Origin of the sequence: Candidatus Collinsella stercoripullorum (assembly GCF_027669965.1) — a bacterium.
In the GTDB taxonomy this organism is placed as follows: domain Bacteria; phylum Actinomycetota; class Coriobacteriia; order Coriobacteriales; family Coriobacteriaceae; genus Collinsella; species Collinsella stercoripullorum.
Genome location: NZ_JAQECM010000053.1, coordinates 1 through 12,663, shown reverse-complemented (window position 1 = coordinate 12,663; position 12,663 = coordinate 1). Strand labels below are relative to the sequence as shown.

The following is a 12,663-nucleotide window of genomic DNA, read 5'->3' as shown; positions in this document are numbered from 1 at the left end:
CCCCCCCGCCGCCCCCGGGCGCCGACGGGACCATAGGGCGCGGGCGGGGCGCCGGGCGGACCCCATGCCCGCGCGGCGCCCCGCCCGCTCCCCCGCCGGACGCGCCGGTCCTACTCGGCCGCGCCGTCCGCGTTGCCCGTGGCCCAGCGGTGGTAGCCGATGACGAACGGATCCAGGTCGCCCTCCTCGAGCACCGCGTCCACGTTGCCGGTCTCCACGCCGGTCCTCAGGTCCTTCACCATCTGATAGGGGTACAGCACGTAGCTGCGGATCTGGTTGCCGAAGCCGATATCGGTCTTGGGCCCGCGGATCTCGTCGAGCGTCTCGGCGCGCTTCTGGAGCTCGAGCTCGTACAGGCGCGCCTTCAGGATCTGCATGCACGCCGCCTTGTTCTGGATCTGGCTGCGCTCGTTCTGGCAAGTGACGACGATGCCCGTCGGCAGGTGCGTCACGCGGACGGCCGAGTCGGTGGTGTTGACGCCCTGGCCGCCCGGGCCGCTCGCGTGGTAGACGTCCACGCGGATGTCGTCCGGCGCGACCTCGATGTCGATGTCGTCGGGGAGCACGGGGATCACCTCGACGCCGGCGAAGGTCGTCTGGCGGCGCTTCTTGGCGTCGGTGGGCGAGATGCGGACGAGCCGGTGGACGCCGGCCTCGGCGCGCAGCATCCCGAAGGCGTCCTTGCCCTCGACGGTGAACGTGGCGCGGTCGATGCCGATGACCTCCGCCGCGGGGCAGTCGTTCACCGTGACCTTCCACCCCCGGCGGGCGCAGTAGCGCATGTACATCTTGAACAGCATGAAGGTCCAGTCCTGAGCCTCCAGGCCGCCCTGCCCGGGCTTGATGGTGACGATGGCGTCCCCGTGGTCGAACTCGCCGGTGAACCAGCTCGAGAGCTCCATCTCGTCGATGGAGCGCGTGAGGGCCTCGACCGTGGCGGACGCCTCGGCGAGCAGCTCCTCGTCACCGTCCATCTCTGCGGCGAGCTCGAGCGCGGTCCGGGCGTCGCCCAGGCCCTCGCGGGCGCGCTCGACCGCGGCGATGTCGTCGCGGTCGCGGGAGAGCTCAGCCATGACGGACCGGGCCGCGTCGGCGTCGTCCCAGAAGCCGGGGGCGGCGACGCGGTGCTCGAGCTCCGCCACGCGCTCGCGCTTCTCGTCGAGGTGCAGGTAGGATTCGACCTCGGTCAGCCTGAGGGCGAGCGCGTCGAGCGCCTCCGGGGTCACGGGGGTGAGCTCGGCCATCATCGGTTCCTGCCGTGGCAGTTCTTGAACTTCTTGCCGCTGCCGCAGGGGCACGGGTCGTTGCGGCCCACGTTGGCGTAGGGGTCGCCGCTCTCGTCCTTGCGGTAGGTGCGCACCGTGGAGCCCGCGGCGCCCGAGGTGCCCTGCGGCGCGCGGCCGGCGGCGTCCGCGGCCTGAGCGGCCGCCTGGTCGCGCAGCGCGGAGCTGCCGCCGTCGGGGTCGGCCGGGCCGGAGTAGGTGGCGTGCGCCAGCGCCGGGCTCTGCTCGGCGGGCGGCTCGGGCGCGGAGCGGCGCACCTCGATGCGCAGGACGGTGCGCAGGTAGTCCTCGTACATGGTGTCGACGAGCGTCTGGAAGGCGGCGTAGGCCTCGGACTTGTACTCGACGAGCGGGTCGCGCTGGCCGAAGCCGCGCAGCCCGATGCCCTGCTTGAGGTAGTCCATCTCCTGCAGGTAGTTCATCCAGCGCGTGTCGATGACGCGCAGCATGACCTGCGTGTTGAGGTCGCGCATGAGACGCTCGCCCAGGCGCTCGGACTTCTGCTCGTAGCACTCCTCGACGTAGGCCAGCGCGTCGCGCTTGAGCTCGTCGTAGGACTCGTCGGCCAGGCGCGGGGCGTCCTGGTGCCCGGTGAGCTCCACGAGCCACTTGTGCAGGCCCTCGAGGTCGCGCTCGCCGTCGTGCGAATCGGGGGTGCAGAACTCCTGGACGCAGCGGGAGACCGTGTCGTCCATGACGTCGGTGATATGGCCGGCGAGGTCCTTGCCGTCCAGGATCTTGTTGCGCTCGGCGTAGATGACCTGGCGCTGCTTGTTCATGACGTCGTCGTACTCGAGGACGTTCTTGCGCATGGAGAAGTTGATGTTCTCGACCTTGCGCTGGGCGCCCTCGACGGCCTTGGAGATGATCTTGTTCTGGATGGGCATGTCGTCGGGCATGTCGTAGCGTTGCATCATGGCGCCGACCTTGTCCATGCGGTCGCCGCCGAACAGGCGCATCAGGTCGTCCTCGAGCGAGAGGTAGAACTGGGTCTCGCCGGGGTCCCCCTGGCGGCCGGAGCGGCCGCGCAGCTGGTTGTCGATGCGGCGGGACTCATGGCGCTCGGTGCCGATGACGGCCAGGCCGCCGGCCTCGAGCACGCGCTCGCGCTCGGAGGAGCAGATCTCGCGGGCGCGGGCGCGGGCGGCGTCGAGCTCGGCGGAGATGCGGGCAAGGGTCTCGGCGTCGACCTCGATGCCCTGAGCGGCGAGGGCCTCGGGCGTGAGGCGCGCCGGGTCGCCGGCGGCCAGGATGCGCTCGAGCACGGGGTGGTCGATGCCGAAGTCCAGGGCGAGCACGTCCTCCTGCGCCATCTCGTCGGCGTTGCCACCCAGCAGGATGTCCGTACCGCGGCCGGCCATGTTCGTGGCGATGGTGACCGCCCCGAAGCGCCCGGCCTGCGCCACGATGTGCGCCTCGCGCTCGTGGTACTTGGCGTTCAGGACCTCGTGCGGGATGCCGCGCTTGTTGAGCAGGCGGGAGAGGCGCTCGGAGCTCTCGATGGAGACGGTGCCGACCAGGACCGGCTGGCCCGCGGCGTGGCGCTGCTCGACGTCGGCGGCCACGGCGTTGAACTTGGCGTCGACGGTGCGGTAGACGAGGTCGTCGTTGTCCTTGCGGATGACCGGGCGGTTGGGCGGGATCACCTGGACGGCGAGGTCGTAGATCTCGCGGAACTCGGCGTCCTCGGTGAGCGCCGTACCGGTCATGCCGGAGAGCTTGTCGTAGAGGCGGAAGTAGTTCTGCAGGGTGATGGTGGCGAGCGTCTGGTTCTCCTCGCGCACGAGCACGCCCTCTTTTGCCTCGATGGCCTGGTGCAGGCCCTCGGAGTAGCGCCGGCCCTCCATGATGCGGCCCGTGAACTCGTCGACGATCTTGACCTCGCCGCCGGTGACCACGTACTGCTTGTCGCGATGGAACATGTACTGCGCCTTGAGCGCCTGCTGGAGATGGTTGACGAGCTGGCCGGAGAGGTCGGCGTAGATGTCATCGATCCCGAGGCGCTGCTCGATCTTGCGCAGGCCCTGCTCGGTGGCGGCGATGGTGTGCTTGGCCTCGTCCATGACGAAGTCGCCGGTCGGCTCGGGCTGCTCCGCGCCGACGTTCATCATGTCGAACTGCGGCTCCTCGCCGCGGGTGAGGCCGCGCACCGCCCGGGCGAAGTCCTTGTAGGTGCTCGCCGACTTGGTGCCCGCGCCGGAGATGATCAGCGGCGTGCGCGCCTCGTCGATCAGGATGGAGTCGACCTCGTCGACGATGGCGAAGGCATGGCCGCGCTGCACGCGCTGCTGCGGGCGGATCACCATGTTGTCGCGCAGGTAGTCGAAGCCGAACTCGGAGTTGGTGCCGTAGGTGACGTCGGCGGCGTACGCGGGCCGCTTGGCGTCGAGCGGCATGCCGTTCTGGAGCAGGCCCACCGACATGCCGAGGAACCGGTAGATCTGGCCCATCCACTCGGAGTCGCGCTTGGCGAGGTAGTCGTTGACGGTGACGATGTGCACGCCGCGGCCGGCGATGGCGTTCAGGTAGCCGGCGAGCGTGGACACGAGGGTCTTGCCCTCGCCGGTCTTCATCTCGGCGATATGGCCGTCATGGAGCGCCATGCCGCCGATGAGCTGCACGTCGAAATGGCGCAGGCCCGTGGTGCGGCGGGACGCCTCGCGCACGACGGCGAAGGCCTCGGGCAGCATGGCGTCCAGGCTCTCGCCCGCGGCGAAGCGCTCTCGGAACACCTCGGTCTGATGGGCGAGCTCGCCGTCGTCCATCTTCTGGTAGGTCGGCTCGAGGTCGTTGATCTTGGCGACCGTCTTCTCGTAGCGCTTGAGGTCCTTATCCGCTCCGATCGAGAGCAGCTTCGACATGAATCCCATGTGGTTTCCTTCTCGCATGACGTGCACGCGGGGCGTGCGACACAGACGAGTTCACTTTAGCCATTCAAAGAACAGTACGTGTGCACGCCGCGTGCAGTCACAGGGAAACCACGTTGACGGACCGGGGCGCGGAGGCGACGAGAGCGCACAGCCCTCCGCAGTCCGGGAGCCACAACCCAAGACTTCCGGAGGAATCCGGTCCCGTAGCCCTCCCGCGGACGGGGAGGCCCCGCAGCCCGTCGGCGGAGGGCGCCGACAGGGGGCGGCAGGGTCGGCGGCTCGCGGCTCTGCGGAGGGAGCGGCGTCGGATGGGAAGCCCTAGAATAAGGGCGTCTGGACCAAGGGAAAGGGGCACCCATGAGGGAGATGAGGCTCGGCAGGCGCGCGGTGACCGACCGCGCGCGTATCCGCGCGATCATAGATGCGTGCCAGGTGCTGCGCATCGGGGCGCAGGACGCGGAGGGCGTGTTCGTCGTGCCGGTGAACTTCGGGGTGGACTGGGAGGACGGGGCGCCTCTCCCCCGCTTCTACCTGCACTCGGCCCGCGCGGGTCGCAAGGCGGAGGCCTTCCGCGCCGCCGGGGCGCGCGTGGCGGTCGAGCTCGACATCGACCGCGGGACCATCGAGGGGGACTACTCCTGCGCGTACTCGCGCTCCTACGCGAGCATCATGGGATCGGGCACGGTGCACGAGGTGGCCGACGCCGGCGAGCGCGTCCGGGCCCTCGAGCTCATCATGGCCCGCGCCGCGCCCGGGGCTCCGGCGTCGTTCACGCGCGAGGGGCTCGAGCGCGTCGCCGTCTTCCGCATCGACGTGGACCGGATGAGCGCGAAGGAGCGCTCACCGAGATAAGGGCGGCGCGGTCCGGACGGCGCCGACACGGGCGGCCCCCGAGCTCGGACGCGGGCGCGCCGCGGTTCGGATGGCGATACCCGGCATCGTCTCCGGCGACGTGGCACGGCGCCGAGCCGTCGAAACGGCGGCGCGGCGATCCGGGCGGCTCCGGTCGGCAAAGAAAAACGGGACCCCGCCCGAAGGCAGGGTCCCGTACCCGCATCGATGCGAAACCGGGTTACTCGGTAGCGGCCTCGGTGGCCTCGGCCTCGGCGGCAGGCTGCTCCACGGTCTCCTCCGCGGGGGCAGCGGCCTCCTCGGCGGCCTTCTTGGCGGCCTCGGCAGCGGCCTTCTTCTCGAACTCGGCGGCACGCTTGGCCTTAGCAGCGGCCTTGGCCTCGCGCTCGGCGGCGCGCTTGGCGGCCTCCTCCTCGGCCTTCTTGGCGCGCTCGGCCTTCTTGGCGGCCTCGCGCTCGAGAGCGGCCTGGGCGGCACCGCCGAACTTGTCGGCGAAGCGCTGGACGCGTCCACCGGTGTCGACGAACTTCTGCTGGCCGGTGTAGAACGGGTGGCACTCGTTGCACAGCTCGACGAAGATCTCGGGCTTGGTCGAGCGGGTCTTGAAGGTGTTGCCGCAGCTGCAGCGCACCGTGCACTCGACGTAGTCGGGATGGATTCCGGACTTCATGGCAGGGCTCCTCTTCTTCGCAGTCCTGGTTACCAATCAGGACGTAAGGGGTGTCTTGGTTTCCGACCAAGACAAGACAGCCTGCCTAGAATAGCACAGCCGGACCGAGGCCACAAAAGCACCATCCCTCCCCGCGATGACGGCGTGAGCCGGGCGAGACGCCCCGCGTCCCCATAATCGCCGCAGGCCTCGAACCCGCGGCCCACCCGAGCACGCAGCCCGCCGCCCGCAGCCCGGCGCCGCAGCCCGTCGCCCGCATCCCGGCGCCCTCGGCCCGACGCCCGTCGCCCGCAGCTCGTCGCCCGCATCCCGGCGCCCGCCGTGGAAAGGTGATGCCCCTGGGGCAGCGGCCGAACCCCGGGAACGGGTACCCGTGCCCCGGGAACGCCCCGCTCGCCCGGTTCGGAGCAAATCGGGCGTCCCCGGGGCATGGGTTGGCCTTATGGGGGTACGAGTGGACGTTATCGGGGCATGGGTGGGCGTTCCCGGGGCATGCCTGGGCCTTGCCGGGATGCGGCTGGGCGTCCCCGGGGCATGGGCGGGGCCGACGGGTCGCCCTGCGCCGCCTCGCCATGGGCCCGATCGGATGCGATCCCCCATGCACTTTGACGGCCAGACGCCCATGCGCCGCCGCCAATCGGTACAATGGGGGTCGCCTACACACCGAAGAAGAGAAGGGTCCCCCATGGCCGAGACCGCATCCAACCGCATCGTCATCACCGTGCTGGGCAAGAACCGCCCCGGCATCGTCGCCGGCGTCACCCGCGTGCTCGGCGACGCCAACGTCGACATCCGCGACATCACCCAGTCCATCCTGGACGACATCTTCACCATGACGATGCTCGCCGACGTCTCCGCCGCGAAGCTCGACTTCCATGAGCTCCAGGAGGCCCTCGCCGAGGCGGGCGAGCTGTCCGGCGTGACCGTCACCGTCCAGCGCGAGGACGTCTTCAACTTCATGTACCGCCTCTAGCACCGCTGCCCGCGGGACGCGCGGCGCAGCTTCCGGGCGCAGGCATCGCGCACCGCAGCCGCCGCAGCCCGCGGGACGCGCATCGAAGCGCCCCCCGGCACCGCGCGCCCGGCGCCCATCCCCATCACCGCGTCGCGCGGACGCCGTCGCACCGCAGGCCGCAGCGCGCGCCGCGACGGCGGACCGCGGCACCGCACACCCCGAAAGGAACCGCATGATCGTCTTCTCCGACATGGACGGCACCTTCCTCACCTCCGATAAGGACGTGAGCCCGGCGAGCACGGCCGCGCTCGACGCGCTCGCGGAGCTCGGCATCGGGTTCGTGCCTTGCACGGGGCGCGCGCTCACCGGCGTGCCGCCGCAGCTGCTCGCCCATCCCGCCGTCCGCTTCGCCGTGACCTCGAACGGAGCCTCGGTCGTCGAGCTCGACCCGGACGACCCCTCGCCCGACGCGGCGCGGACCCTGCGCACCGTCCCGCTCGCGCGCGAGAGCGCCCTGGCCGTCTGGAAGATCGCGCGCGAGCACGACGTCACCTTCGACGTCTTCGCGGACGGCCACAGCTACCTGCGCCGCGACCTCTACGATCGCATGGCGGAGTTCGTCTCCGAGCCCGGGACCCTCGCCTCCATGCGGGGCAACCGCACGCCCGTCGACGCCGAGCCCGAACAGACCATCGCCTCCGTGGGCACCCTCGAGCGGCTCGCCATGTACTGGCGCGACCGCCGGGACCGCGAGGAGATCCTGCGCGCGCTGGCCGACGTGCCCGGCATCGCCGTGACCAGCTCGCATCCGAAAAACATCGAGGTCATGGACGAGAGCGCCTCGAAGGGCGCGTCGCTGGCCTGGCTGTGCGGGCACCTCGGCATCGACCCCGCGGAGGCCGTCGCCTTCGGCGACAACTTCAACGACATCGAGATGCTCGAGACCGCGGGCACGGGCATCGCGGTCGCCAACGCCGAGCCCGAGGTGCTCGCCCATGCCGACCGGCAGACGGCGGGCAACGACGAGGACGGCGTGGCCCGCGCCATCATGGAGCTGCTCGGCGCCGGGTCCGCGCAGGCCCGATAGCGCCCGCTGCCTTTCGGGACCTTTTGGGACGGGGTCGTTTTTGCCCACCTGCCACCTGATGGTGGGACCTTTCGGGACGGGGTCGTTTTTGCCCAGAGGGGGTCCGCTGGGCAGTGGGGTCCGTTGGGGACGGGGCCGTCCTCACCCATGCGGAGGAGGGACGGCCCCGGCGCGGAGCAGATCGACCGGCGCCCCCTCTACTCCGATTCCTCCAGCACGCGGCGCAGCTCCTCCTGGACCGCCTGGTCGCGGTTGCATCCGATCACGCGGTCCGCGACGGCGCGCAGGGCGGGGCGCGCGTTGGACATCGCGCAACCGGTCCCGACGAACCGGATGATCTCGTAGTCGTTTATCGAGTCGCCGAAGGCCATGACCTCCTCGCGCTCGATACCGTAGTGGTCCATGAGCTGCCGGATGCCCGACGCCTTGGTGACGCCGCGCTGCATGGCGTCGACCCATGCGCTGCCGGAGGGCGCGAACACGAACTCGTCGCCCAGCTCGCGCGAGAGCGCGTAGGCGTAATCCATGACGGCGCCGCCCTCGCAGTAGATGCTCGCCTTGATGATGCTCGTCTCCGCGCTCGGCAGCTCCCAGATGCGCTCGGCGTTGGGAAGGTCCTTGTCCACCTCGCGCACGAACTTGTCCTCGTCGTCCAGCAGGAAGGACTTCGTCCGGTCGAACAGCGCCAGATGCAGGTTGTCGAACATGCCGACGGTCCGCGCGAGGCGCTTGATGGCGAGGTGGGAGTACACCTCGCGGTCGATCATGCGCCCCTCGGCGTAGACCTGGGCGCCGTTGGACGCCACGAAGTCCATCTCGTCGCGCACGGGCCCGAAGAACTCGCAGAGACGGTCGTAGCGGCGGCCCGAGGAGGCGGCGAAGCGCACGCCCCGCTCGCGCAGGGCGCGGATCAGGTCGAAGGTCTCGGGAGGGACGCAGCTGTTCTCGTCGAGCAGCGTCCCGTCCATATCGGATGCGATGAGTTTGATCATGAGGTCCGTGTTCCCCTTCCAGTCGTTGGCGGGGGCCCCGCCCCCCCCCCCCCCCCCCCGCTTCCTCACATACCCCCGGTGCGGGCAGGTCATGCACGGCGCGGGCGGAAGGCGGCGGCTCCTTACCGACTCCTGACATCGGGCGGTGAGCCCGCCTGCGCCAGGGGCCCGATGGTCGAGGTGCGCGGTCGGGGTCCTCGACCTCGAAGGCCCCGACCGCGCTATCCGGCGTAGGTGAACGTCGTCACGTCGAACATCCCCTCGGGGCGGATGCGCAGCGTCGGGATCACGGGCAGCGGCAGGAAGATCACGCCCATGATGGGGTCGAGCGGCGGCTCGATCCCCATGGCGCGCGCCTCGGCCACGAACCGCTCGTGCTCGCGGGCGACCTCCTCGGCGTCCCCCTCGCTCATGAGGCCGCCGAGCGGCAGGTCCACGCGGGCGACGACCTCGCCGTCGCGGACGAGGACGTGGCCGCCCTGATGCACGTTGCCCACGGCGACGAGCATGTCCTCCGGGTTGTCTCCGACCACGCAGACGTTGTGCGAGTCGTGGCCGATCGTCGAGGCGATGGCCCCGCCCTCGATCGTGTAGCCGCGCACCCATCCGCGCCCGATATGCCTGCCCACGAGGCCCAGGCCCGCGGGCCCGTCGCCGTCCGCGCCGGCCTTCTGCGCGGCGACGCCGCGCCCGTGGCGCTCGATGAGCGCGATGCGGCGCAGGCCGTCGGCCGACTCGGGATGCGCGACCCCGGTCACGGCGTTGCCCGGGATGACGTCGATGACCGCCTCGCCCGGGCGGAACGGGTAGGAGAACACGTCGAGCGAGAGCCCGGGCAGGTGCACCGAGCCGCGCAGCTCGTCGGCGAGGCGGGCGACCTCGTCGTCCGCCGGGGCGATCTCGCCCACGAAGCGCCCGTGCTCGGCCACGAGCGCGCCCGCCGCGTAGACGGCGGCAGGGGGCTCGGCGAAGGACAGGTCGTCCAGGACGAGCAGGTCGGCGCGCTTGCCCGGGGCCACCGCGCCGCGGCGCTCGCGGGGGCAGGCGGGGCCGTGGTCGAGCCCGAAGCACTCCGCCGTGGACAGCGTCGCCATGGAGACGGCCGTCACCGGGTCGATGCCCGCCTCGACCGCCATGCGGCAGGCGTTGTCGATCATGCCCTGGGCGAGGGCGTCGGAGGGGGCGCGGTCGTCGGTGGCGAAGCAGCAGCGGCGCGCGCGTGCGGGGTCCTCGAGCACGAGCGGGGCGAGCTGGGCCAGGTCGTGGCTGCAGGTCCCCTCGCGCAGCATGATGTACATGCCGCGGGAGAGCTTGTCGAGCGCCTCGTCGACCTCGGTGCACTCGTGGTCGGCGATGATGCCCGCGACGGTGTAGGCGTTGAGGTCGCGGCCGGAGACGAGCGGCGCATGGCCGTCGGTGAGCCCCGTCACGGTCCCCGCGGCGGCGGCGATGCGCGCGCAGGTCTCCGGGTCCGCGCCGGTGACGCCCGGCATGTTCATCATCTCGCCGAGGCCGAAGACCTCGCCGGGGCGCTCGGCGATGAACGCCTCCATGTCGGCGGCGGTGATGCTGGCGCCCGCCTGCTCGTCGGGCAGCGCCGGGACGCAGGACGGCATCATGAACTTGATGTCGAGCGGGGCGCGGCGGGCGTCGGCCATCATGAACGAGAGGCCGTCGAGGCCGCAGACGTTGCAGATCTCATGGCTGTCGGCGACCGCGGTGGTGGTGCCGCGGGCGAGCGCCATGCGCGCGTACTCCGCCGGTCGGACGTTGGAGCTCTCGATATGCAGGTGCCCGTCGATCAGGCCGGGGGCGAGGTAGCGCCCCTCGAGGTCGACGACCCGGTCCGCCTCGTAGGAGACGTCGTCGTCGCGGCCATCGTAGCACACGCCGACGATCACCCCGTCGCGCACCGCCACGCGCCCCGGCGCGACGCGGTGCCCGTAGACGTCCACGATCCGCGCGTTCACGAACAGCGTATCCGCCGGGACGCGTCCCTCGGCGGCATCGATCGCACCCCGAAGCCTCTCGACCGTCATGGCGCTCCCCTTTCCGCCGCCCCCGCGGGCGGCAACTCGCTTCCGGCCCATTGTACCCACCGGCGCGGCGCGCAATCGGCGCGGGATCGGGGACGCCGCCCGCCGGGCCCCGACGGCCCCGGCGTCCCGGGGCCCGGGGCCGGGCAGACCGTCCATGGCGCCCGAAACGAAAAGCATGTCGCATCTGACACGGGGCGCCCTGAAAAGGGGTCCTCGTGTCAGATGCGACATGCTTTGGAAGGGGCGCAGCCCGCGCGGCGGCGGGGACTGTCGCAAAAGAAGGGGCACAGCCCGCGCGGTGGACGCAACGGATAGGTCGATCCCCCGTGTCGCGCGGCACGGGCGCCCGCAGCCCGCGCGGCGGACGCGACAGACAGGGCGGTCCCTCGCTTCACGCGGCCCGGGCCCGTCGAGAAAAAAGGGCGCCGGCTCGCGCCGACGCCCGTGGATCGCATGCGGCCCTGATGCGGCCCGCCGAGCCCTGGATCAGACCAGGCGCGCGAACTTGCGCTTGCCCACCTGGAGCACGCAGCCCGCGTGCAGCAGCGCCGGGTCGACGTTGTAGCTCTTGGGCTCGACCGGCTGCTGGTCGATCTTGACCCCGCCGCCGTCGATCAGGCGGCGCGCCTCGCCGGCGGAGGGGGCCAGGCCCGCGTCCTTCAGCACGCCCGCCAGGTAGACGAGGCCGTCGGCGTTGGGGGCGAGGTCGACGTGGACCTCGGCGATGTCCTCGGGGAGCTGGGACTGCTTGAACACGCGGTCGAAGGCCGCCTCGGCCTCCTCGCCCGCGCCGGCGCCGTGGTAGGTGTCGCACAGGTCGCGGCCGAGCGCGCGCTTGAGCTCGTAGGGGTCGGCGGAGCCGTCGGCCAGCGCGGCTTCGATGGCGTCGACCTCGTCGGGGGTCTTGGAACTCGCCAGGCGGTAGTACTTCCCGATCATCTCGTCCGGGATGGACATCGTCTTGCCGAACATGTCGGCCGGCTCGTCGGTCAGGCCGATGTAGTTGCCGTAGGACTTGGACATCTTGCGCACGCCGTCGGTGCCCTCGAGCAGCGGCATGGTGAGCGCGACCTGCGGCTCCATGCCCATCTTCTCCATGAGCTCGCGGCCGGCGAGCAGGTTGAACAGCTGGTCGGTGCCGCCCATCTCCACGTCGGAGCCGATCTTCACGGAGTCGTACGCCTGCATCACGGGGTAGAGGAACTCGTGCAGGGCGATCGGCGTCTGGCTCTGGTAGCGCTTGGTGAAGTCGTCGCGCTCGAGGATGCGGGCGACCGTGAACTTGGAGCACAGCTCCAGCATGCCCTTGAGGTCGAGCGACAGGATCCAGTCGCCGTTGTGGACGATGGTGGTCTTCTCGGGGTCGAGGATCTTCATGGCCTGGGAGACGTAGGTCGCCGCGTTGGCCTCGACCTGCTCCTGCGAGAGCTGCGGGCGCGTGGTGTTCTTGCCGGACGGGTCGCCGATCATGGCGGTGCCGTTGCCGATGATAAGGGTCACCTTGTGGCCGAGGTCCTGGAACTGGCGCATCTTGCGCAGGGGGACGGCATGGCCCAGGTGCAGGTCGGGACTGGTGGGGTCCACGCCCAGCTTGATGTTGAGCGGCACGCCCCGCTCGAGCTTCTTCCTCAGGTCCGCTTCGGGCACGATCTGGGCCGCACCCGAGGCGATGATGCGCATCTGCTCGTCGACTGGCAGCATATCGGCATCCTCCTCGTCGGTATAGCACCCTCGCCCGCGCCGTGCGCCGGGCGGTGCTCGTTTAGCGGAAACCGGTCCATTGTAGCGAAGTTCGCACGGGCCGGACGCGAATACGCGTCGAAAGCAGAAAAGGGCGCCCGGCGGGCGGAGGCGCGGCACAGCCGACCGGCGGGGTCGCGGCGGGCCACGGCGCGCATGCGCGGCGGGCGGGGCG

At 70.9% G+C, this 12,663-nt stretch carries 9 protein-coding genes; 3 read left to right on the top strand and 6 right to left on the bottom strand.

The features are described from left to right. Positions 1–110: 110 nt before the first annotated feature. A complete protein-coding gene (gene prfB / locus PHA29_RS09045) occupies positions 111–1,244 on the bottom strand; it encodes a peptide chain release factor 2 (RefSeq protein ID WP_270575393.1) in 1,134 nt (377 codons plus the stop codon). Continuing rightward, positions 1,244–4,153 carry a preprotein translocase subunit SecA gene (gene secA / locus PHA29_RS09040; RefSeq protein WP_270405412.1) on the bottom strand — a complete coding sequence of 970 codons (2,910 nt, stop codon included), beginning with the start codon at positions 4,151–4,153 and terminating at the stop codon, positions 1,244–1,246. The genes prfB and secA overlap by 1 nt, the downstream gene beginning before the upstream one ends. Before the next feature lie 357 nt (positions 4,154–4,510). Here secA and PHA29_RS09035 point away from each other — a divergent pair, with 357 nt between their 5' ends. After that, positions 4,511–5,005 (top strand): pyridoxamine 5'-phosphate oxidase family protein, encoded by a 495-nt coding sequence (locus PHA29_RS09035; protein ID WP_270405411.1) that lies wholly within the window; start codon positions 4,511–4,513, stop codon positions 5,003–5,005. A gap of 220 nt (positions 5,006–5,225) precedes the next feature. On the opposite strand, the gene rpmE is transcribed toward PHA29_RS09035, so the two are convergent. After that, on the bottom strand, positions 5,226–5,675 hold the full coding sequence (gene rpmE / locus PHA29_RS09030; RefSeq protein ID WP_270849272.1) for a 50S ribosomal protein L31: 450 nt from the start codon (positions 5,673–5,675) through the stop codon (positions 5,226–5,228). A 685-nt stretch (positions 5,676–6,360) separates the two neighbouring features. On the opposite strand from rpmE, the gene PHA29_RS09025 reads away from it, so the two are divergent. Next, on the top strand, positions 6,361–6,648 hold the full coding sequence (locus PHA29_RS09025) for an ACT domain-containing protein (RefSeq protein ID WP_270405408.1): 288 nt from the start codon (positions 6,361–6,363) through the stop codon (positions 6,646–6,648). Between the two features lie 214 nt (positions 6,649–6,862). Next, positions 6,863–7,717: a Cof-type HAD-IIB family hydrolase gene (locus PHA29_RS09020; RefSeq protein ID WP_270849270.1), complete on the top strand. Its 855-nt coding sequence runs from the start codon at positions 6,863–6,865 to the stop codon at positions 7,715–7,717. Between the two features lie 197 nt (positions 7,718–7,914). On the opposite strand, the gene PHA29_RS09015 is transcribed toward PHA29_RS09020, so the two are convergent. From PHA29_RS09015 to tyrS, 3 genes are all read right to left on the bottom strand, one after another. Then, the gene (locus PHA29_RS09015) at positions 7,915–8,709 is read right to left on the bottom strand and encodes an HAD family hydrolase (RefSeq protein ID WP_270849268.1); all 795 of its coding nucleotides are present in this window, start codon (positions 8,707–8,709) and stop codon (positions 7,915–7,917) included. Between the two features lie 221 nt (positions 8,710–8,930). Further along, complete coding sequence (locus tag PHA29_RS09010) at positions 8,931–10,748, bottom strand: adenine deaminase (RefSeq protein ID WP_270405405.1); 1,818 nt, start codon at positions 10,746–10,748, stop codon at positions 8,931–8,933. Positions 10,749–11,234: 486 nt separating this feature from the next. Continuing rightward, on the bottom strand, positions 11,235–12,449 hold the full coding sequence (gene tyrS, locus PHA29_RS09005) for a tyrosine--tRNA ligase (protein WP_270405404.1): 1,215 nt from the start codon (positions 12,447–12,449) through the stop codon (positions 11,235–11,237). Positions 12,450–12,663: the final 214 nt, after the last annotated feature.

What these genes read in the sequence shown, in the direction of transcription:
- prfB (WP_270575393.1), bottom strand. Translation starts at nt 1,244, where the DNA reads ATGGCCGAGCTCACCCCCGTGACCCCGGAGGCGCTCGACGCGCTCGCC.
- secA (WP_270405412.1), bottom strand. Translation starts at nt 4,153, where the DNA reads ATGGGATTCATGTCGAAGCTGCTCTCGATCGGAGCGGATAAGGACCTC.
- PHA29_RS09035 (WP_270405411.1), top strand. Translation starts at nt 4,511, where the DNA reads ATGAGGGAGATGAGGCTCGGCAGGCGCGCGGTGACCGACCGCGCGCGT.
- rpmE (WP_270849272.1), bottom strand. Translation starts at nt 5,675, where the DNA reads ATGAAGTCCGGAATCCATCCCGACTACGTCGAGTGCACGGTGCGCTGC.
- PHA29_RS09025 (WP_270405408.1), top strand. Translation starts at nt 6,361, where the DNA reads ATGGCCGAGACCGCATCCAACCGCATCGTCATCACCGTGCTGGGCAAG.
- PHA29_RS09020 (WP_270849270.1), top strand. Translation starts at nt 6,863, where the DNA reads ATGATCGTCTTCTCCGACATGGACGGCACCTTCCTCACCTCCGATAAG.
- PHA29_RS09015 (WP_270849268.1), bottom strand. Translation starts at nt 8,709, where the DNA reads ATGATCAAACTCATCGCATCCGATATGGACGGGACGCTGCTCGACGAG.
- PHA29_RS09010 (WP_270405405.1), bottom strand. Translation starts at nt 10,748, where the DNA reads ATGACGGTCGAGAGGCTTCGGGGTGCGATCGATGCCGCCGAGGGACGC.
- tyrS (WP_270405404.1), bottom strand. Translation starts at nt 12,449, where the DNA reads ATGCTGCCAGTCGACGAGCAGATGCGCATCATCGCCTCGGGTGCGGCC.